Genomic DNA, 20,352 nt, shown 5'->3' on the forward strand with positions numbered 1-20,352 from the left:
ATGAAATTTATCGTTTTTGGCGAAGATTGGGCAAGTCACCCGAGTAGTACGCAACATTTATTTTCTCAATTGGCTAAAAATCATGAAATACATTGGGTTAACTCAATAGGTATGCGAAAACCTCGCTTTAAATTACACGATATAAAACGAGTTTGGGGAAAGTTTAAGCAGCTTTTTAGTAAACCTGAAAATACGGCAATTAAAACACCTTCGACGATGCAAGTTTACCGATTACCAGTCTTGCCATGGCACGATAATCGCTTTGTGAGGCGTTATAATAGGTGGGTTTTTTCTTTTTATTTTAAAGATATTCAAAGTAATGGCCCGTTAACGTATTGGTTAAGTGTGCCTACCGCAGAATACTTTTTCACTAAAAAAGCACAAGACACCCTTATTTACTACTGTGGTGACGATTTTAATGCATTGGCAGGTGTCGATCCTAATTTAGTGTCATCCTTTGAGAAAAATTTAATTAAGAAAGCCGACCTAATTTATGTTGTGAGTGATTTTTTAAACAATAAAATGCCGGCTCATAAAACAAAGCTACTTCCCCATGGTGTGAGTTATGATTTATTTACGTCTGATGTAAAGAGAGCCCCAGAAATAGATGTTTTAAATGGACCAGTAATTGGGTTTTATGGAAGTATTAATCAGTGGTTAGATATCAGTTTATTAACAGCGCTTGTTGCGGAGCGACCAAATTATCAACTGCTTTTGGTCGGAGATATTGTTGCTTGCACATCTGAGCTAATGCAGTTTAAAAACGTTACACATGTGCCAGCTGTTGATCACGAGCGTTTAGTGGAGTTTTCGGCACATTGGGATGTGTCTATTTTACCATTTGTAGATAATGAGCAAATTAGAGCATGTGATCCGTTAAAGTTAAAAGAGTATTTAGCCGCAGGAAGCCCGATTGTTGCCACGGACTTTCCAGCCGTAACACGTTATAAGTCGAATATTTACATAGCAAAAAATCAATTCGATTTTATAAATAAAATAGATCAGGCAATTGCCTTAGATAAAGAGCAGTTAAGCTCTCTTAAGTCAGCGCAACAGGACATCGCTAAAGATCATAGTTGGGAGTCAAAAGCATTGCTCGTTCAACATGATATTTTAATGTTAAATAAAGCGCCTTAGGCAGTAAACGATAATATTGGCGCAGCCTGTGCAACTACCTTATTAAAGTACGCTATTTGCAGCTTAAATTTTTATTATGCAAATAGCAGCTAAATTTCGCATAGCAATATGCAAATGTATAGGTAGGGTTTATGTTAGTAAGAGAGCAAATAAAAAGGTTACTTTATTTAACCTTGTATAGCGTTTATACAAGGGCAAAGCTATTCATTTTACCACTTTTGATTGTTCCTTCAGTCGTGATTATCTTGGCTGTGACTGCGCAAAAGCAATACACAAACCATGCAACTATTTTAATTGAAGAGTCTTCGTTACTTAATCCATACCTAGATGATTTATCTTTTTCTTTCGATTTATCAAATCGAATGGCGGCACTTAGAACACTTGTAATTAGCCGAAAAGTACTAATAGCTGTTGCAAAAGAAACAGGCTTGATTTCTGAAACGGCTACCTCAGCTGAGATAGAAAAAATCCACCAAGAGCTTTCTCAAGCACTTTCTTTATCACTTGTTGGCGATGAACTTGTTCGTGTGAACTTCATATGGCATGACCAGACAAAAATGAAGATGGTGTTGGAGAAAGTGGTCGAAAAATTTATTGAAAGTTTATTAGCCCCAACAAGAGCATCACTTGATACATCGGAACAGTTTTTTTATCAGCAACTAGTCAGTCTTCGGGATGAGCTTGAGGTATCGGAAGAATCACTGGCTATGTTCAAAGCTAAAAATAGCAATACTTTGCCTGCCGTTTTACACAGTAACCGACAAACATTCGATAAGTTATTGAGTGACCAACAGCAAAAATCTATCGTTTTATCGGGTGCGCAAGCCAAGCTTAAAGCGTTGACAACAAAAATGGGACAAGCCAATCCAATCCTAGGGCGTATTGAAGAAAAAATTATTGCAGTAGAGTCTGAACTTAGCTTTTTAAAAACACGTTATACAGAAAAGCACAGTAAGGTAATTTCAAAAAAAAGAGAGATGCAAAGTATAAGAAATCGTCAACAGTCATTAATTGAAAGTAGCAAGGAGCTTGACCTTACTAACCTTGATCAGCTTTGGCAGATGGCCAATACCTTACCCAGTGGCGGGGATAACGAAAGCAGTGTACTTGTCTCTCAAATTCTTAATTTAGAAGAAGCAAAAAACTCAGTTACTCAGCACCAGCAAGAATACAGCATGCTCGAACAGCAAGTTAATACAGTAAGCGAAAGACTTTTAGTGACAAGTGATATTGAAAAGCAATTAAGAAAATTAGAACGTGATTACGATGTTAAGCAATCATTATATAAAGATATGTTAAGCCGTTACGAAATGGCGAAGGTAACAGGAAAGTTAGTTAAATATGAAGGCCCAGATAAAGTAAAAAACATCGAGCGTGCATATAGTCCGACACAACCTATCAACACATCTTTTGCCGTATCAATTATTGTAGGCATCATTTTAGGTATCTTTACAAGTAGCACAATAGTGTTTGTTGCGACTTTATTCGATAGCCACCTTAAGGATATTCAAACCATAGAGAAGCTCTCAGCTCTTGAGGTCGTGACTATTTTACCCATTGTTAGAAATACACCTGTGGATTTGGTTTTCAATTCATCAGTGAACTCTATTGATCAGAGGAAATAACATGAATGTATTACATTTGGTTCAACATTTCAAAATAGGTGGCCTTGAGAAAATGGCCGCGACACTAATGCAAAAAAGTCAATTTTCTGATACGAGTGTTTTTGTTTCACTCGAAGGAAGTTTTAGTGAAGCAGTTAGAGACTGGCCGCAGCTAGCTGCGTTTGAGCACAGATTAATTTGCCTAAATAAGGCTGAAAAATTTGATCTAAATACAGTTCGAAAACTGTCAGCTCTTTTAAAAAAACACAATATAGATGTCATCCATAGCCATCATATAGGGCCAATGCTTTATGCAAGTATTGTAAGTTTAAAAAATCGTCAGATAAAGCACGTTTCGACTATCCATGACGCGTGGTATTTAAAAAGTTTTAAGCAACGTTTAATAACTAAATTATTAAATAAGCTAACAAAAATACACTGGGTTGCGGATGCACAAGTTGTGGCGAAAGATTTTTATACCGAAACAGCAATTAGAACCGATAGAACAATCCTAAATGGAGTCGATTTTAAACAGTTTTTTAGTACCAATGAGTTGGACGCTCGGCATAAATTAAATTTACCTAAAAAGGTGAGTTTGATTGGTTGTTCTGCTCGTTTAGAGCTAGGGAAAGGGCATTTTCCGCTTATAAGAGTTTTATCTTCATTGCCAGCAAACATCGAATTAGTGTTTGCTGGCAGTGGTAGCTTACGCAGAAAACTTGTTGATTATGCTAGCTCATTGGGTGTTTCAGAGCGAGTGCATTTTTTAGGCAATGTACAAAGCATGCAATTATTTTACTCTGCAATTAATGTAATGTGTCTTTACTCACAAAGAGAGGGGTTACCGCTATCAATTTTGGAATCTATGGCGTGTGGTAAAGCTATTGTTGCCACTGATGTTGGGGGGATCAGCGAAGTATTAACCCATAAGCAAGGTGTATTGGTTAAACCAGGCGATGAAATGGGGCTTAAACTTGCGGTTATTAAAGCGATTAATATGAAACAGGGAGAATGTATAAGGGAGCATATTTTTTCAATCGCTGATGCTAATAAAATGAGTGAAGAGTACGACCATTTTTATAATGGCTTACCATCGTAAGGGGAAAATCATGACTTATTTAATAATTGTTCTCATGGTGTTGATTATAACCGTTGTGTACCATCACGTTGGCTATTTAGCGCTGTTAAAGTTGGTTAGTCGACGGGCTCATAAACGTATATTCCCAGAGGGAAATATAAGAAAAAATAATCGATTTGGTATTTTGGTGTGTGCTTTTAATGAGCAAGAACACATTAAAGAAAAATTACATAACCTCGGCGCTATGCTCTATAACACTGAGCTTTATGCCATTCATGTTTATTTAGATGGATGTACAGATAACACATACGAAGAAGCGATGTTGGCTCAATCACATCTTGCTAAGCAAAACGTAGTGTGCCACTTGCATTATAATAAACAAAACCAAGGCAAAGCACATGGTATTAACGAGTTAATTACACTAACTAAATCAAATTACGACGTCTTGCTGTTTACCGATGTGAGTGCCTTATTAAGTATTGATGTATTAAATAAAATTGATATTGATTTTAAAGATCCTGATATTAAGGTCATTACAGGTGTTTATGTTCTAGATGAACACGCAACCCCAGAGCAACAGCACTATTGGCAATATCAAAATAATGTAAAAAGCATGGAATCATCACTTGGTGCGGTGATTGGTGTACCAGGAGCCATGTTTGCTATTCGTTCAAAATACACAGATATATTGGATGAAAATACAATAAATGATGATTTTATATTGTCTATGAAAGCCTTAAAAAATGGCGGCAAAGCGGTCGTAAATAGCGATATTAACATTATTGAAAGAGAGTGCGATGAGCAAAGCCATGACTATGCTAGAAGAGTGAGATTAGGAGCAGGCAATTGGCAACAAATTAAAATATTATTTGAGCTATTCAATCCTAGATTAGGGTGGGTTAGTTTTAACTTTATTTCACATAAAGTTTTGCGTGGCGTAATGCCAATATTGCTTGCTTTAATTTATATTTTACTGTTTTCAATGGCATTTTTCTCGAACTTATTGTTAGTTAAGTTGTTGTGTTGCGTGATTGTAGCCGTCCATAGTCTCTTTGTGGTTAAAAGTACCCTCAACATTAAGGCCAAGATCCCTATCGTTGATAAAGTTAATTATATTCTTAATGCTTATTTTTTAGCGTTATGGGGCATTATTAAATTTGAACGTGGTGATTATAAAAAACACTGGGAAAGGGTTCATGATAGAGAAGCTGAACCAAACGTCAGCATTAAAGTTATAAAACGCATAATTGATATTGTTGGCTCTGTGGTAGGACTAACTTTACTGTCTCCGATCATGCTTTTAGTGGCTGCAACAATTAAAGTAAGTTCACGTGGACCGGTACTGTTTAATCAACTTAGAGTGGGAGAGAGTAATGATAACTTTGTTGCCCTTTTTAATGTCCTTAAATTTCGCTCGATGGTGGTTGATGCTGAAGTAGCAAGTGGCGCGGTATGGGCAAGTAAGGACGACCCTAGAATTACACCTATAGGGCGTTTCATTCGTAAAACGCGCTTAGATGAATTACCTCAATTATGGAATGTGCTGGTAGGCGATATGTCACTCATTGGTCCTCGACCAGAGCGACCTGTATTTTACTCCAAGCTTGAAAAAGATATTCCTTATTTCTCTCAGCGTACCTACGGTATAAAGCCAGGTATATCGGGGCTTGCTCAAGTAATGAATGGATATGATGAAAGTATTGATGATGCAAGGAAAAAAATAGGTTGGGATTATGCTTATATGTTAAGTACATCATCTCCACGTAGTTGGTTTTATATGGAATTGACTATTTTTTTGAAAACACTCGTTGTTATATTTACTGGAAAAGGGCAATAATTATTTTTGCATAATGCAATCCTACTTTTAAAAGGGAATTGCATTATGCTTTACTATCCTCAATTGCTCCCACCGACAAATGAAAAGCCATTAATTATCAACACCTTAAAGTTGGTTCGTTTCTTGTAATAGTTATATTGAATTTAATATTTAATAGGTAACTACGATGATAAATTTAACCAGTGAAAATGAACATAAAATAGTATCGCTTCCAAATGACTTTTCAGGTTTTACTGTTGATGGATTTAAAGATGAATTTGAAGAGCTAGTTGATACAGGTACAGACTTTATTATCTTGGATTTTTCAAAGACTGAGTTTATTGACTCTTCGGGTATTGGCGCGATTGTCTTTCTTTATAAAAGAATAGAAAAAAGAAGCCATAAATTGTCATTACTCAATGTAACTGGGCAGCCGTTTAAGCTAATGAATCTTCTAAGAGTGGATAAAACCATTCCATTTATTGATTCGCTTTAACGATAAGGAGAGCGATATGAAAGCACACATTTTTTTCATCATAACCTTGCTTTTAAGTGGGTGTGCTTCTTGGCCTGATGAGGGGCAAGGGGGTTGGGCCGAAAAATATCAAAACTATCCATTAAATGATGAGCAAACAGATAATAACTTTACACAACCCGAAGATGTGGTGAGAAGTGAATTTGAACACCTTGTTTTTAAATTAGAACTTTTAAAGTCACAAGATATAAAAGCATGTATGCCAGCACAGCTTTTAAAAGCTCAAATTTACGAAAATCGTATTCGAAGGCTTATAGCTGCGCAAATGTGGGAAGATGCAGAGCATGACTTACTGATTCACTACCATGGGCTCAATCAACTAACAAACCATTTTGACACGGTTCAAAAGCTCACTCATTGTGCAGTTAATACCACTTCAGAAACGACTGTATCTAGTGTTAAAAAACAAGTAGCGGATTTACTAAATAGTGATAATCAATTTGCATTTAATGCGTTTGAAATAACCCCTAAATATGCAGCAAGGCTTGCTCAAGCGGCTGATTTAGCTAAGCAACTAGATAGTATTTCAATTTTGTTAGTGGGTCATACTGATTCAGTTGGTGAAGGGAATAATAATTATGAGCTTGCATTAAAAAGAGCTGAAACAGTAAAACATTGGCTCGTCGTTTATGGTGTTAAAACTCAAAGTATTACCACACTTACACAAGGAAGCTTAAAGCCCTATAGCAAGCAATCCCCAACGGAAAGTGTCCGCCATTCTGATAGGCGAGTTGAAGCGATAGTCCTCAATGCAAGCAATAATAATATGCAAGATGATAACGCTGAAGCACTTGTTAATTGGACAAAAATTATTAAAAGCAAAGAGGAGTAAACTATGAAATATATATTCGCGATTGCGGTGTTTATTTTATCATTCAATGTTTACTCAGCTTCTGATGAAAGTAATGCCATAGTGCAAGTGGGAAATAAGCTTTTTCTATATATTCCAGGTGAAGCAGAATTTGATACAACGTTTGAAGTGGATAAAAGAGGACAAATTAACCTCCCAGAAATAGGCCAATTTAATGTGGCTGACAAAACGACTATGCAAATTGAAAGTGAGTTAACCCCCGTACTTGCTGAACTATTTGTTGCAATGGATGATTTTTATGTAGCGATCCACAGCAGAGATATTCTTATTAATGTACTTGGTTATGTAGTGACACCATCGCAAGTGAGTATTCCTGATGATGGCAATATTCAAATGGTTATCTCTAAAGCAAACGGTTTAAAACCTGGTGCTCAGCTAGATAGAATACAGATAAGGCGTGGTAATGAGGTAATTGAATTTGATTATAAATCATATTTAGATACAGGAAATATTAGCCTGTTACCTTCTCTAAAAAGCAAAGATACTGTGTTTGTGCCGGTATCGCCTTTGCTTGGTAATGTGCAAATAGACTTTGATGCGCAAACACTCAGTGCAACAGGGGATGCCAGTGATAGCAGCGCGATAACTATTCTAGGTGAAGTACATAATCCAGGGAGTTTTTCCTTTAAAGAAAATATGAGTATTTTAGATGCACTGATGCGCGCAGAAGGGGTCACTCGTTATGCTGATGTAACTAAAATAAGAGTCATTGTTGATAAAACACCTGTTATTTTTGATTTGAAAGGGTACCTAGATAAACCCTCAAATAGCACTATGCAACTGCTAAAACCTGGTTCTACAGTGTATGTGCCTATTATGGTTGATGACGTAAACACAACGTCACGTACGGTTTATATTATGGGAGAAGTGCAAAAACCAGGCGCGTACGAAGCGGCCGATAGCACAAACTTTTTAGATATTTTAGCCAATGCAGGCGGACCAACACGATTTGCTGAAACTCGCCATATCAAAATATTAACGCCAGAAGGTGACAGTATTTTATTTGATTTACAGCGTTATAGCGAAGGCAGTGTAACAACCAAAGTACCAGATTTAAACCCTGGCGATGTAATCTTTGTACCTGAAAAAACAGATGTTAACGAAAAAAGCTGGCTTAAAATTCCGACTAAACGAGCTATCAAAATAATTGGTGCCATACATTCTCCAGGTCGATACGAATGGAGTAATGAAATGGATTTTACAGACTTAATAGCTCATGCAGGGGGGCCTACAAAAAGCGCTAATATCAATGATATAAAAATACTGCGTAATGGTGATGTTACACAACGCTTTGATCTTGAAAAGTATACTATTACTAATGGCGACACACCGCTGCCAAATTTAGTTGCGGGTGATACAGTTATATTTGAAGAGCTACCAGTTGATCCGTCGGATAATAAATCCCAATGGATCCGCCAAGAGTCGAGTAAGTCTATTTATATTATGGGGCAAATAGGTTCGCCAGGTCGTTACTCGTTTAACGAAAACATGCACTTTATTGATATTTTAGCCGCAGCAGACGGCCCAACAGCGACGGCAGATATTCGTAATATTAGAATCACTCACCGTAATGGTAATCGAGCTAAAGTAAGTAAATTAGATCTCGCCATGTACTTTGAAACAGGCGATGAAACTTTGTTTCCTAATGTATTACCAGGAGACACCATTTTTGTACCTGAAAAAGACAAAGATTGGCTCCGTACACCTAAAGAACGGGTAGTACGTATAATGGGGGCTGTGCAAAAACCGGGTCGATACAATTTTGACGATACAATGTCCATTTTAGATGTATTAGCTGAAGCAGGCGGCCCTTCTAACTCAGCATTGATAGATAAAATAGTTGTTGTTAATCATTCATGTTGTAAAGAACAGTCTCGTGTATTTGATTTAGAGGCGTTTATTAAATCACCAAATTCAGTAAATATTCCAGTATTAAGAGCGGGTGATACGCTTTACATACCAGAGAAAGGGCAGGATTTACTTAGTCAATTTAAAGATAACTTTTTAGATGTTATTACTATTCTTGCATTAGTGGTGGGCTTATGAAATTAATACCAAAACAGTATTATGAGCTGGAAGTTATATGTAACACGATGATTGATAATTCAGCTCGTTGTATCACTTTTATCTCTTTATCAGGTTCAGAAGGGTCATCTAGTGCATGTGTTAGTGTTGCTAAGCGATTACAAAGCCAACTTAAATCAGTGCTAATAATTGATTTAAACCCAATCAATACATTTTGCTCAGATGATAAGTTACCAACAATTTCTAAACCATGGTGCTTTGATGATATTTCTTGTCAATTAGGCGTGACTAATTATGAAGGTATCAGTTTATTAACCATTAAAAACCTAGCTAGGATTGAACCGGCGAAGAACAAACATGTACTAAATGACGCAGTTGATCGGCTAAAGCAAGAATACGATTATATATTAATTGACATGTCACCGGTGTTAAAATTGAACAGGAATAATGTGCCACTGCATTCCTTAAGTTTATGCAGTGAATTAACCTTCGTTACCGTGGGGCTGGGGGTTAACGATGAAGAGTCGCTTTGCAAAGGTGTGAGAGAATTAAAGCAAGCAGGGCATAGCAATATCAAAATATTGATAAGCCAACATAATTTTGCGCCATTAGGTGAGCGTATAGTTAAACTTTTAGAAAAGCATACGAAAAAATGGCCAAAGTTATGTACTACTCTTAAAGCAAGAATTAATAAACAAAGATGGTTGTTTGAACATCATTGAGGGTGCAATGGATATATTATTTGAAAGACGCTTTGAACTACTATGGCCAACATTGACTGAGATTCGCCTCATTCTAAAGCACGTTTTAAGAGCGCTCAATGTAAAAAAGGATGAGGTGGATGCCGCAGGCTTAGTTACTACAGAGTATTTAACAAATCTAATTAGACACAACCAAGGTTCTGAGCATCAAATTTTATTACGTATTAGCCAGCCTAGTAGCGACAGCTACATATTAACATTCATTGATGAGCTAGCCCCATATAACCTTTTTAAAAACAACAATTCATCGTGGAAAATAGACTCTGGAAAACTCGTTGAAGGAGGAATGGGAGTTGAGTTAATTCGTTATTATTTTAAGGACGCAGATTATATAACGAAAAATGGCAAAAACTTTTTTTCATTCCCTTTAGAGCAAATAGATAGGCGTCCAACGATTATCTACGTTGATGATGATGTCACTCAGCTTGCCCTCATGAGCGCTTATCTAAATGATAAATTTCAAGTGATTGCCTGTGAAAGTATAGAATCAGGATGGCAGGCAATTTTAACCGCTGACGCAAGTATTTTATTACTGGATCATAAATTAAAAAATGGGACATGTGAGCCCTTATTAGAAAAACTTAATAAGTCTAATTTAAAGTCGCAACTATCAGTTGTTATGTTAACTGGCGATGACAGTGATGAAGTGATACATAAAATAAATCGCTTAGGTGTTGACGATTATTTAATTAAACCGATTAAAAAAAATAAGTTACTACAAAGCATCGAACGTGTAACTCATCGTTTTGCTTACTTGTCTTATCAAACTACTTTTGAGTCAGCGCCTTCTAAAATTCATTTACAAGATGAGAAAACCGCTCATATTTTTGGTTCAATTAGTTTGGGTAACGGCGGTGATTTTTTTATGCCCATTAATGATGAATGCAGTGCTTTTATTCTAGGTGATATGATGGGACACGGATTACAAGCATTAAAAGAAAGCTTTGCTATTAAAGGTTTTATAAGTGGCTTTTTGGCAACCGGTCTTCCTTATCAAAAAATGTTAGTGGCTTTAAATAACGCGATCTATAAACAACAGCTATGTAAATCTAGTTTAGTTACGCTTGTCATATTTTTCTTAAAAAATAATAAAATATATTGGTTAAATGCAGGTCATCCTCCACCTGTCGTTTTGCGAAAAACAGGCGAAATTTGTCAATTAAAAGGCACCGGTCCACTGCTTGGTCTCGCTCAAGATCATAGTTATACACTTTATGAAGCAGCGCTTGATAACGTTGAACATATTTTACTATACACGGATGGCTGGACTGAAAACCGCTTTACCGATAAAGATGAAATATGTGAATTAACTAAAATTATACCGTTAGATAAACACGCTCATGCTGAGTTTGCTAACACGTTATGGGAAAACTCACAGGTTACGCTTTCAAAAGAAATTGATGATGCTTCGCTTATTGTAATTAATTGAATTTGCTTTAATTAACCTTTTATAGTTAAATCATTACAGATTCACAGCTTCTTTTTGGCTTGCTAACAAGGAATTAACTATGCCACCAACAGTGTTAATTGTCGAAGATACTCAATCTCTTGCAATGATGTACCAATCATATTTATTACCGACAGGAGTAAATACACTCGTGGCAAGTGATGGTGCAACTGCAATAGCGATTATTAATAAGGTGCAGCCTGATCTAATCGTGCTCGACGTAATGCTACCGGATATGAATGGATTAGACATTCTTGCTACATTTGATCCAGAAAACTGTCCACAAGTTGTTGTATTAACAGGGCATGCTACAAAAGAAATAGCGATTCAGTCAATAAAGCTAGGTGCATGTGACTTCCTAGAAAAACCAATAGAAGCCGACCGTTTTCGGATTACAGTTAATAATGCGTTAAAAATTAAAAACTTAAAACAAACGGTTAGCCAATACAAAAACAAATACGAAAACGGAAAATACTTTGATTTGATTGGTAGTTCAAAACAGATGCAATCTGTTTATCAAATTATAAGTTCTGCTTCCGCCAGTAAAGCCACTGCATTTATTACAGGTGAAAGTGGTACGGGAAAAGAGCTATGTGCTCGTGCAGTTCATCAAGCTTCAAATCGCGCTGATAAACCTTTTGTTGCACTAAACTGCGCGGCTATCCCTAAAGATTTAATTGAGAGTGAAATTTTTGGTCATTTAAAAGGTGCTTTTACGGGGGCAATTGCGAATCGCGTTGGCGCTGCAGGTCAAGCCGATGGTGGAACATTATTTTTAGATGAACTTTGTGAAATGGACATTAACCTACAAAGTAAATTACTTCGCTTTATACAAACAGGTAGCTATCAACAAGTTGGCAGTGAGAAAGTTGTAAAAGTAGATGTTAGATTTGTGTGTGCAACAAATAGAGATCCATTAGTTGAAGTGGAAAGTGGCCGGTTTAGAGAAGATTTATATTATAGATTACATGTTATACCTATTGAATTACCGCCACTAAGAGAGCGCGGCCAAGATATTATAGAAATTGCTGAAGCTTTATTTGTTAAAATAGCGAAAGACGAAGGTCATCCATATAAAGGCATGGCAGGGGGGGTTAAGCAATTACTTATGCAATATAGTTGGCCTGGTAATGTAAGGCAGTTAGAAAATGTGATTCGTAATGTATTGGTACTCCATCCTGAGGCATTTATAGATATTGATATGCTTCCCGCTTTACCTGAAAATTCAAAAAAAGCGATTGAACCAGCACCAATGAATCTTCAAACTAAACCTGCGAATATATTAATTGACGATTTACCAAATACACAAAATGATGTTAAAGCATTATGGTTAGCTGAAAAAGAATATATTGAACGTGTAATAAAAATATGTTCATCAAATATACCTAAAGCCGCTTCACTACTTGATGTTAGCCCATCGACACTTTATCGAAAGATTAAAAGCTGGGAAGAAAATGAATAGTTTATTTTCCTGTATACGCTTGGTGAAGCAATAAAAATTGTTTTTTACCAGAGAAACGCTCCTCTAGCATGTTATATGCGTCATTTAATAAGTTAATTTTTGCTTGGGGAGGGAAATCAATTAATTGCTCTATGCTTTTTTGACAATCTTTAGCATCACCAACACTCATTAAAAAACCAGTTTTGTTATTTTTAATGATACTTGGTATAGCGCCAACAGCACTGCTTATAACCAGTTTATGCTGAGACATTGCTTCTAATAATGTCATAGGCAAGCCTTCTTCTCTAGAACAAATAAGTAAGACATCTATTTGATTCCATATATTATTGCGTTCAGTTAAGCCATGATAATGTAGGTTATTTATAACAGGTATTTTATTTTTTAGAGGGCCGTCACCAAAAATGTGAAATTCAACATTGTTAGACTGTTTCATGTTTTCAGCTAATTGAAAAAATATATCTGGTCCTTTTTCATAAGAAAGCCTGCCAACAAACCCAATCTTGATAGTTGATGTATGAATAACCGGTTTTGAAGGCGCTGGTAAAGAGATAAAATTTTCAAGTAATTTTACATTGCTAATTGTATTTTTTATTTTGTTTGAGACCGCAAAATTTATAGATAACGATGAAAGCCATTGATCTAGTTTATTATAAAATTTAACTTTTCCATTCCCTACTTCGCCAGCATGGTATGTGCTAATACAGCGTTTGTTGATAATGTTACATACTAATCGGCCTAATATACCTGCCTTATAGCCATGCGTATGAACGACAGTGTTGTTATCATAACTGAGTAGTTTATTAGCGAGGTTTTTAATTTTCCCTTGTAAAAAGTTATACCTTATGTTTTCTTTAATCAATAAATCATAAAATTTTTGATTGCCATGATTTTTATAAAATAAAATTGAGCTACGAACATTATTTTTACTCAGTAGTTTTGATAATTCAACGATGTGGGTTTCAATCCCCCCCAACATGGAAGAATCAACAAACAAAATAACTTGGTAATTCATAATAAACTCCAAAAGGTAGATATGATAGATTTAGCGGTAATAGAACAGCTCAAAAATGATATTGGCGACGACACAGCTGTTGAACTACTAAAATTTTTTGTCGACGAATCAAAAAAAACAATGGCGATAATACTTAATTCAAATGAGCGTGATGAAATAGAAATTAACGCACATAGTCTTAAAAGCAGTTGTTATAGCTTTGGTGCGATAGCGCTAGGTGATACATGTAAATATATTGAGGAACTTATAAAAACCGAGCACTCAAAAAAGGATTTACATAATCTTCTAGAAATAGTCGAAGTGCAAAGCAAGCAAACATTCAACGAAATGGCATTTATTATTGCAAGCAATCAAGATTGCTCACAAAGCTGAATTGGTACTTTAAGTAACTCCGAGAATATGTTTTTTAGTTCGTCAATATCATGTAAATGTTCTCTGGACTGTAGTGCATTTTTATTGTCGTTAAAAATCTCTTCAATTGCAGAAGGTGAAATACTTAAATCGTATATTTTAAAACCTAGGTGCTCTTGTAGCCAGTCGATCCCAGTAGTTGACGTGTGTTTCATGACGCTATTTTCTAGTGTTGTGTTCTCAATGAAAATACGACAGGCAGATGTTTCTTGAATAGCCAAAGAGATCTCTTCTACTAAAAAGGCAGGCATAACACTTGTAATAATACTGCCTGGACCAATTATGATTAAATCGGCTTCCAAAATAGCACTTACGCACCCTGGCGCTGCGGGCACATTTTTAGACAAATGCACTTTTGTTGGTAATGTGTCTAACGCATCAATAGCACACTCACCAAAGACCTCTTCATTATTTTTAAGAGTGGCGATTAGATCTGTAGGGATCTCTGTCATAGGTAAAACAGTTTCTGAATTACCAAGTATTGCATTAAAGTAAGCAACAGCTTTGGTGGGAGATTTGGTGAGCTCAGTTAAGCCCAATAACGTTAAGTTGCCTAAACAATGGCCATCTAACACACCTTCTGAAAACCGGTGTTCATAAATTGAGTTAAGTGCCTTTCTATTTTCTGCAAGTTGCAGACAACAGCGCCTAATATCACCCAGAGCAATGCATTCTTGAGATTCCCTTATTTTTCCCGTACTTCCCCCGTTATCAGTTGTTGCGACAATTGCTGTTAAACTATTACACATTGGTTTAATTGCGCTTAAAACCTGCGCTAATCCATGACCGCCGCCTATACACACTATTTTCATTGTTATGCCTTTGTGTTTTATTTTCCTAATTTGATATAGCAGGAATTATTCCAAGACACATAAATTTATAACCTATTGATTTATAATTATTTAATGAGTTCTAAAAGAAAAGGGTCCGGTTGTTATTGCTCTTTTTTGCAAAGTGCAATGCATTTTGATGAGAAAAACTACAATGCAGAGTCATTCAAATATAGGTATAGGAAGGTGTTCAATCTAGGGGCGATTTAATCGCGGCGCGAGGTTTGTAACCTAGTGGGCTCGGTAACTGCTTCTGCGTTACCCTAATGACTTACATCCATGTAAGAATAAGTAAAAACCGAGCAAAGCTTCCGTGTCCTGCTCACGCCCCTTACCTAAATCCATTTAGGTAACACAGAGTAAATTGCACCTAGGCAGAACCCTTCGGGCAGTACATGTTTGGTATTTATGCTACGTTATCGCCTATTTATGGGGAATAACCGTACTGCATAGGCTCTACCTTGCCTAAAGATTAAACATGTTGCTGCAAATATCAATAAGTGATGTATGTTGTTAAATGATAACAATTTTCAGAAGCTTGTTGATATATAACAAGCTCAACGGGAGGTTTACATGTGGTAAACTCTTTTGGGCTTCACACTAATTGGATGATTTTGTTGTTTCATTAAATAACGGCATGACTAAAGTTATCTTGAAGCTTCTAAAAAATTAAACTTATTATATAATTGACCAAATAAAAGTTACTAAGTATTAATAAATATACGCACATCTTTATTTTTAAGAACGGTATCCTGACTGTAAATTAATGGAATGAAATAATTGAAAACGCAGCGGCTAAAAAAAAATAGTGGGTTTACCCTTACTGAATTAATGATAGTAATTGTAATAATTGGGATTTTATACGCAGTTGCACTTCCAAGTTATACGAGCTATATACAACAAAGTCGCAGAGCCGATGTTCAACAGGTTTTATTACAGCAAACGGCTGTTTTAGAAAGGCAGTACACTCGTGTTGGTGGCTATCCTGCTACCTTTACTTTTTCGGCTTCAGATTATTACTCATTTAAATATACAAGTGATGCAAGTAAAGGTGCTTCAAATGGTTCTGAATTCATAATAGAAGTTACAGCTAAAGGCGCGCAAAGTGGTGATGAGTGTGGCAAGTTATCAGTAAACCAAAGCGGCACTAAATCAGCGAGTAAATCCCAATGTTGGTAAAAAAAACATTGGTTTTACTTTACTCGAAATTCTAATAACAATAACTATAATCGGCATTTTAGCAGCAGTTGCGACTCCTTCGTTTATTACATTTATAAAGCGAGATAGACTAGTTACAAACTCGAATCAACTGCACAGTGTTTTTAAATTTGCACGCAGTGAGGCAATCAAGAGAGACCAAACTACTTTCCTTAAAGTTGAGAATAATCAATGGCTGGCAAAAACGGCAATTAATTCGACGCAAACTACTTTAAATGTTTTTGAAATTACACACAGTAGTATTTCTGTAGATTTAAAAGATATTGAGGTTACAAGCTCAGGTGAATTAGATAAAACGTATCAAATTTTAGTGAGCGATAGCGACAGTACAACTGCCGATTTTGTTCTATGTATTTTACAAAGCGGACAAAGTTGGTTAGCTGAGGACCCTGAAATATGCTAACAAATTACAGCAAAGGATTTTCTCTTTTAGAGGTTATGATTGCATTAATTGTTGCGACCATTGCTTTATTAGGATTAGCATCAGGGCAATTAAAATCATTGCAATATATTACAAATAGCTTTAATTATACGGTGTCCATCATTGAAGCTAATAATGTTTTAGAGCGCATTTGGCCTCACTTATGTGAGTTGCAACAAACCAATCCAGATTTATACAATGACGCTGGTTTTAGAAGCTATTTATCTCCGCAAATTGATGCATATACACTCACTTTACCTGCTAATTTTTCAAATGACCTGTCGGTTGAAGTAACATGGCAAGATAAGCGCTTGACTGATAATTTAGAAAATCGCGTTGTAATTACGGGCAGTTTCCCAACATTACCCGCCGGATGTACTCCATGAAACAGTTAATTAATAAGCACAGGGGTTTTACTTTAATCGAACTTATGGTCGCGCTTGCTGCTGGTATGTTTTTATTAGGCGGTGTGAGTTTGGCTTATTCTTCAATTAACAATAGTACCACGACGGTGAAAGACTTAGAAAATTCGCTAGATGTGATTCGATTTAGCAGCAAGATATTTACACGAAGTTTAAAGCAAACCAACTCAATTCCTACTTATAGCAATAAAATTTTAAAAGTTACTCAAGAAGCGGGTGTACTTGCTTGCACAGGCTCTATAATTAATGCTGCATTTACCGAAGAATATAGCCACGAAAACGACTCATTATTTTGCGATATTGGCAACGGCAAGGTCAAAATATTAAAAGGCGTTAATACAATTAGCTATGCAATTGATAATAATATGGTGAGCATTTTTGTTGAGCCTATAAATCTACCAAGCCAATTTAATAAGCGTTTAGTTATTGATATATCTCTTTCACAGATAGTAATGAATAAGGCGTTTCAATAAATGAAAAACACATCCGGCTTTACGCTTGTTACTGTACTTATTTTAACATCAATGGCTTCAATTGTTGTACTGAGCACGATTAGGGACAGTGTTATTCAAGAGCGTTTGAGTGGTAACTTTCAAAAAAAACTAAACGCAAGATTAATGTCTGAAAAAGGGGTATTTTCAAGCATAGAGAAACTTGAAGCAGAAATGCTCGCAGACCCTACTATAACTATTAATGATTTAATTGCTAACAATACCCAAGTTTCAGGCACTGGTTCACTTGAGTCTAGTACTTATAACGCAACTATCAAAATTGATAGCAACGGTGATGTACTAATTTCAAGTGAAGGTACTCGCTTTGAAGGCGAGGATCAAATGCAAGCCATATTCGAATTTGTTGCAGGTCGAGGCGGAACCACCAGTGATTCTGTTTTCTCCCAAGGGGTTACAGGGTGCTCTGGTGTTGCAATTACTGGTAGTGGCTTAATTGATAGTTATGATTCGTCTTTAGGGGATTATAACGACACTCTAGATGATGGCAGTAAAAATATTTCAGAAGAGTCTTTCGTTAATACAGTTAACGATACTGGTGATATTACTCTAAATGGTAGCGGTACAATTGAAGGTGATGTTTTATCCTCTAGTAACTTATCAATAAGGCAAGGCGCAGATGTCACAGGCAATATTCATAGTAATGGAAATTTAATACTCTCTGGTGGCGTGGTCATTGGGGGGGATGCATCAGCATATTTAAGCTTCACACAAAGTAGTGGTACTGTCTCGGGTAGTATTTCAGCAAACCAATCTATATCAGTAAAGCAAACTCAGGTTGGTGGTGATATTAGTTCATCAGGTCCAATTTCTATTACAGGTAATACCATTCTGGGAACTGTTCGCTCATATGATTTAGTCGCTCTTAATCAAACAACAATACGTAACGGCGTTTATACATCAGGTAATTATGAGCAAACAGGTGGCAGTGTCTACGGTGGAGTGCGTGTTCAAGGCAATGTGACGCTTAAACAGTGGGGCAGCACTATTGCAGGTAAAGATTTAAGGTATGCAGGTCGTGGCTCTTTTAAAGGTGATACTCCTGAATATGCTTTTTCACCTTACAGGGTATCAAGTACAGAAATATCAATGCCAACTATTGAGCCGGTTGAAAAAATAACACCAGAGAGTGAAAATAATAGAGGGTTAACTGCGTGTGATCCACTTGGTATTGCAACAGCAATTGATGGCGTGTCAGTTAATACAACAAGCCCTGACCTTTTTATAAATAACAATAGCAGAGCTGGTGACTTACTCGAGTTAGAAACTAACACGGCTAACTTTTTAGTAGATTTTGGTAGCACTCCAAATGGTGCCATCAATGCTAAAACTGCTACTTTTCTTGATTCAGCAACTCAAATATTTTATTTTGATGATGTGACAATTAAAGGGCGAATGCAGGTAAAAAGTAATCATAATGCAGTTATGTTTGTTGCTGGCGATTTTACAATGAGTGGCGCAAGTTCGCTAACGATCCCTGATAACAGTAGCTTAACTATCATAATTAAAGGAAAGCTTAAGATAGGAAATGGGGCACAAGTGTACACCCCCGACAATGGAGTTACGGATCAAGGTAAGCCTGTTTTTAGCATTTATAGTTCATACAATGGAAATGGCACTGGGATAGAGTTTTCAGGCGGTACACGAGAGCTTTACGCTGTTATATACGCACCACTTACAAAAGTAAAAGTTACTTCGGCTGTCGGTTTTAAAGGGTCTATTTTAGGAGACACCGTTATTGTAAGCGGCGCCGGTGGTATTCACTTTGACACGGCATTAAATGAAGCAAGCTTTGGTGGTTCTTCATCTGGTGGTAATGGATCTGCAAGTAAGCTAGTTTTCAAAGGGTGGCGCTTTACCCCTGTTTAACAAAGCAATGAATAACAAAGCTATTAGGTCGTTATTCAAAGCTCATTTCCCTAAGATAATTTATCAAGATTGTTTAATTAATTGCTTTGACCAATATTTGCATACTTAAAACTCAAACGTAAAACCAAACTCTCTTAATTTTTCATACACGTTTATGTCAAAACGATACAAAGTCGCGGCTCTGTGAGCTACATTTGTTTGTTTTTCTTTGCAGTTTATTAGTAAGTTCATTTTTTGAAACTTACGTCTAAAGTTAGGTTTATCGAGTGATTTATTTAAAATCGACTCGTATATTTATTGAAGCTCAAGCAGGGGAAATTTTTCTGGAAGTAAGCTAAAACCAATCGGCTCGTGCCTTACTTTATAGCGTAAGTAGTTTAAGCCACTTTTTAAAATATCGGCGTGGTCAAACATTAAAGCCGGTACACTATTCACATCAAACCATTCACACTCTAAGGCATTGTCGCCGCTCACAAGGTTGGTTTCTTCAAAGCGAACCTTGATTCATGGCAATCACGAGGCAGTGCTACTATTTCACTTGAAACAACCCAAGCTCACAGTGGAAATAATAGTGCATTAGTACAAGGGCGAGCAGAAACGTGGAAGGGCATGCAAAAGGATGTAAAAGGCTTATTTACAGCAGGTAAAATTTATAATGTATCTGCGTGGGTTAAGTTATCTGACGATAACACAGCGGTATCGCCAGGGATAAGCTCACACTACAAATTGAGCATGCGAGCACTGAATACCTCGAGCTAACCCCTGTTACAAACGCAGTAGCAGGCGATTGGGTAAAGCTTTCGGGCACTTATACCCATTCAATAACAATCGAGGAAAGTACGGCTTTACTTTATGTGGAGTCAAACGAACTGACTGCTGATTTTTATGTAGACGACGTATCGGTCACTTTGGTAAAACAGTAAA

At 36.4% G+C, this 20,352-nt stretch carries 21 protein-coding genes; 17 read left to right on the plus strand and 4 right to left on the minus strand.

The window, feature by feature from the left end; all coding sequences use genetic code 11:
• From NRL14_RS07490 to NRL14_RS07535, 10 genes are all read left to right on the plus strand, one after another.
• Window positions 1-1,137, plus strand: coding sequence for a glycosyltransferase (locus tag NRL14_RS07490; protein ID WP_007375208.1), 1,137 nt, complete (start codon window positions 1-3; stop codon window positions 1,135-1,137).
• Between the two features lie 131 nt (window positions 1,138-1,268).
• Window positions 1,269-2,762 carry a hypothetical protein gene (locus NRL14_RS07495; protein WP_007375207.1) on the plus strand — a complete coding sequence of 498 codons (1,494 nt, stop codon included), beginning with the start codon at window positions 1,269-1,271 and terminating at the stop codon, window positions 2,760-2,762.
• A gap of 1 nt (window position 2,763) precedes the next feature.
• Window positions 2,764-3,840, plus strand: coding sequence for a glycosyltransferase (locus NRL14_RS07500; RefSeq protein WP_306724356.1), 1,077 nt, complete (start codon window positions 2,764-2,766; stop codon window positions 3,838-3,840).
• Between the two features lie 10 nt (window positions 3,841-3,850).
• On the plus strand, window positions 3,851-5,656 hold the full coding sequence (locus NRL14_RS07505) for a sugar transferase (protein WP_306724357.1): 1,806 nt from the start codon (window positions 3,851-3,853) through the stop codon (window positions 5,654-5,656).
• A gap of 166 nt (window positions 5,657-5,822) precedes the next feature.
• A complete protein-coding gene (locus NRL14_RS07510; RefSeq protein ID WP_007375204.1) occupies window positions 5,823-6,131 on the plus strand; it encodes an STAS domain-containing protein in 309 nt (102 codons plus the stop codon).
• 16 nt (window positions 6,132-6,147) lie between these two features.
• Window positions 6,148-7,002 (plus strand): OmpA family protein, encoded by an 855-nt coding sequence (locus NRL14_RS07515; RefSeq protein ID WP_306724358.1) that lies wholly within the window; start codon window positions 6,148-6,150, stop codon window positions 7,000-7,002.
• A 3-nt stretch (window positions 7,003-7,005) separates the two neighbouring features.
• Window positions 7,006-9,087 (plus strand): SLBB domain-containing protein, encoded by a 2,082-nt coding sequence (locus NRL14_RS07520; protein WP_008135516.1) that lies wholly within the window; start codon window positions 7,006-7,008, stop codon window positions 9,085-9,087.
• Window positions 9,084-9,788: a ParA family protein gene (locus tag NRL14_RS07525; protein ID WP_149606307.1), complete on the plus strand. Its 705-nt coding sequence runs from the start codon at window positions 9,084-9,086 to the stop codon at window positions 9,786-9,788. Before NRL14_RS07520 ends, NRL14_RS07525 begins: the two co-directional genes overlap by 4 nt.
• Window positions 9,789-9,795: 7 nt before the next feature.
• Window positions 9,796-11,256, plus strand: coding sequence for a SpoIIE family protein phosphatase (locus NRL14_RS07530; RefSeq protein WP_008135518.1), 1,461 nt, complete (start codon window positions 9,796-9,798; stop codon window positions 11,254-11,256).
• Between the two features lie 79 nt (window positions 11,257-11,335).
• Window positions 11,336-12,736, plus strand: coding sequence for a sigma-54 dependent transcriptional regulator (locus NRL14_RS07535; protein WP_306724359.1), 1,401 nt, complete (start codon window positions 11,336-11,338; stop codon window positions 12,734-12,736).
• A 1-nt stretch (window position 12,737) separates the two neighbouring features.
• Here NRL14_RS07535 and NRL14_RS07540 read toward each other — a convergent pair whose 3' ends face one another.
• Entirely contained in the window at window positions 12,738-13,748 is a 1,011-nt protein-coding gene (locus NRL14_RS07540; protein WP_306724360.1) for a glycosyltransferase family 4 protein, read from the minus strand.
• 21 nt (window positions 13,749-13,769) lie between these two features.
• On the opposite strand from NRL14_RS07540, the gene NRL14_RS07545 reads away from it, so the two are divergent.
• The gene (locus NRL14_RS07545; RefSeq protein ID WP_007375197.1) at window positions 13,770-14,120 is read left to right on the plus strand and encodes an Hpt domain-containing protein; all 351 of its coding nucleotides are present in this window, start codon (window positions 13,770-13,772) and stop codon (window positions 14,118-14,120) included.
• On the opposite strand, the gene yvcK is transcribed toward NRL14_RS07545, so the two are convergent.
• Window positions 14,099-14,971: a uridine diphosphate-N-acetylglucosamine-binding protein YvcK gene (gene yvcK / locus NRL14_RS07550; protein WP_306724361.1), complete on the minus strand. Its 873-nt coding sequence runs from the start codon at window positions 14,969-14,971 to the stop codon at window positions 14,099-14,101. The two genes, NRL14_RS07545 and yvcK, sit on opposite strands and share 22 nt — an antisense overlap.
• A gap of 798 nt (window positions 14,972-15,769) precedes the next feature.
• Here yvcK and NRL14_RS07555 point away from each other — a divergent pair.
• From NRL14_RS07555 to NRL14_RS07575, 5 genes are read left to right on the plus strand one after another with little or no spacing between them, the layout of a single operon-like run.
• Window positions 15,770-16,168 (plus strand): type IV pilin protein, encoded by a 399-nt coding sequence (locus tag NRL14_RS07555; RefSeq protein ID WP_306724362.1) that lies wholly within the window; start codon window positions 15,770-15,772, stop codon window positions 16,166-16,168.
• Window positions 16,169-16,175: 7 nt separating this feature from the next.
• Entirely contained in the window at window positions 16,176-16,610 is a 435-nt protein-coding gene (locus NRL14_RS07560; RefSeq protein ID WP_306724373.1) for a GspH/FimT family protein, read from the plus strand.
• On the plus strand, window positions 16,604-17,014 hold the full coding sequence (locus tag NRL14_RS07565) for a prepilin-type N-terminal cleavage/methylation domain-containing protein (protein ID WP_306724363.1): 411 nt from the start codon (window positions 16,604-16,606) through the stop codon (window positions 17,012-17,014). The genes NRL14_RS07560 and NRL14_RS07565 overlap by 7 nt, the downstream gene beginning before the upstream one ends.
• Complete coding sequence (locus NRL14_RS07570) at window positions 17,011-17,523, plus strand: PilW family protein (RefSeq protein WP_007375192.1); 513 nt, start codon at window positions 17,011-17,013, stop codon at window positions 17,521-17,523. Before NRL14_RS07565 ends, NRL14_RS07570 begins: the two co-directional genes overlap by 4 nt.
• The gene (locus NRL14_RS07575; protein ID WP_306724364.1) at window positions 17,524-19,428 is read left to right on the plus strand and encodes a PilX N-terminal domain-containing pilus assembly protein; all 1,905 of its coding nucleotides are present in this window, start codon (window positions 17,524-17,526) and stop codon (window positions 19,426-19,428) included.
• A gap of 105 nt (window positions 19,429-19,533) precedes the next feature.
• Here NRL14_RS07575 and NRL14_RS21065 read toward each other — a convergent pair whose 3' ends face one another.
• A complete protein-coding gene (locus NRL14_RS21065) occupies window positions 19,534-19,722 on the minus strand; it encodes a hypothetical protein (protein WP_373462523.1) in 189 nt (62 codons plus the stop codon).
• On the minus strand, window positions 19,723-19,902 hold the full coding sequence (locus NRL14_RS21070; RefSeq protein ID WP_373462522.1) for a hypothetical protein: 180 nt from the start codon (window positions 19,900-19,902) through the stop codon (window positions 19,723-19,725).
• Window positions 19,903-19,959: 57 nt separating this feature from the next.
• On the opposite strand from NRL14_RS21070, the gene NRL14_RS07585 reads away from it, so the two are divergent.
• Entirely contained in the window at window positions 19,960-20,187 is a 228-nt protein-coding gene (locus NRL14_RS07585) for a carbohydrate binding domain-containing protein (protein WP_306724374.1), read from the plus strand.
• The last annotated feature ends 165 nt before the right edge of the window (window positions 20,188-20,352 follow it).

The organism is Pseudoalteromonas sp. 20-92 (genome assembly GCF_030847595.1).
Lineage (GTDB): Bacteria > Pseudomonadota > Gammaproteobacteria > Enterobacterales > Alteromonadaceae > Pseudoalteromonas > Pseudoalteromonas fuliginea.

Bases quoted from the DNA above. Each gene is read 5' to 3' on its own strand.
- NRL14_RS07490 (WP_007375208.1), top strand. From the start codon at position 1: ATGAAATTTATCGTTTTTGGCGAAGATTGGGCAAGTCACCCGAGTAGT.
- NRL14_RS07495 (WP_007375207.1), top strand. From the start codon at position 1,269: ATGTTAGTAAGAGAGCAAATAAAAAGGTTACTTTATTTAACCTTGTAT.
- NRL14_RS07500 (WP_306724356.1), top strand. From the start codon at position 2,764: ATGAATGTATTACATTTGGTTCAACATTTCAAAATAGGTGGCCTTGAG.
- NRL14_RS07505 (WP_306724357.1), top strand. From the start codon at position 3,851: ATGACTTATTTAATAATTGTTCTCATGGTGTTGATTATAACCGTTGTG.
- NRL14_RS07510 (WP_007375204.1), top strand. From the start codon at position 5,823: ATGATAAATTTAACCAGTGAAAATGAACATAAAATAGTATCGCTTCCA.
- NRL14_RS07515 (WP_306724358.1), top strand. From the start codon at position 6,148: ATGAAAGCACACATTTTTTTCATCATAACCTTGCTTTTAAGTGGGTGT.
- NRL14_RS07520 (WP_008135516.1), top strand. From the start codon at position 7,006: ATGAAATATATATTCGCGATTGCGGTGTTTATTTTATCATTCAATGTT.
- NRL14_RS07525 (WP_149606307.1), top strand. From the start codon at position 9,084: ATGAAATTAATACCAAAACAGTATTATGAGCTGGAAGTTATATGTAAC.
- NRL14_RS07530 (WP_008135518.1), top strand. From the start codon at position 9,796: ATGGATATATTATTTGAAAGACGCTTTGAACTACTATGGCCAACATTG.
- NRL14_RS07535 (WP_306724359.1), top strand. From the start codon at position 11,336: ATGCCACCAACAGTGTTAATTGTCGAAGATACTCAATCTCTTGCAATG.
- NRL14_RS07540 (WP_306724360.1), bottom strand. From the start codon at position 13,748: ATGAATTACCAAGTTATTTTGTTTGTTGATTCTTCCATGTTGGGGGGG.
- NRL14_RS07545 (WP_007375197.1), top strand. From the start codon at position 13,770: ATGATAGATTTAGCGGTAATAGAACAGCTCAAAAATGATATTGGCGAC.
- yvcK (WP_306724361.1), bottom strand. From the start codon at position 14,971: ATGAAAATAGTGTGTATAGGCGGCGGTCATGGATTAGCGCAGGTTTTA.
- NRL14_RS07565 (WP_306724363.1), top strand. From the start codon at position 16,604: ATGCTAACAAATTACAGCAAAGGATTTTCTCTTTTAGAGGTTATGATT.
- NRL14_RS07570 (WP_007375192.1), top strand. From the start codon at position 17,011: ATGAAACAGTTAATTAATAAGCACAGGGGTTTTACTTTAATCGAACTT.
- NRL14_RS07575 (WP_306724364.1), top strand. From the start codon at position 17,524: ATGAAAAACACATCCGGCTTTACGCTTGTTACTGTACTTATTTTAACA.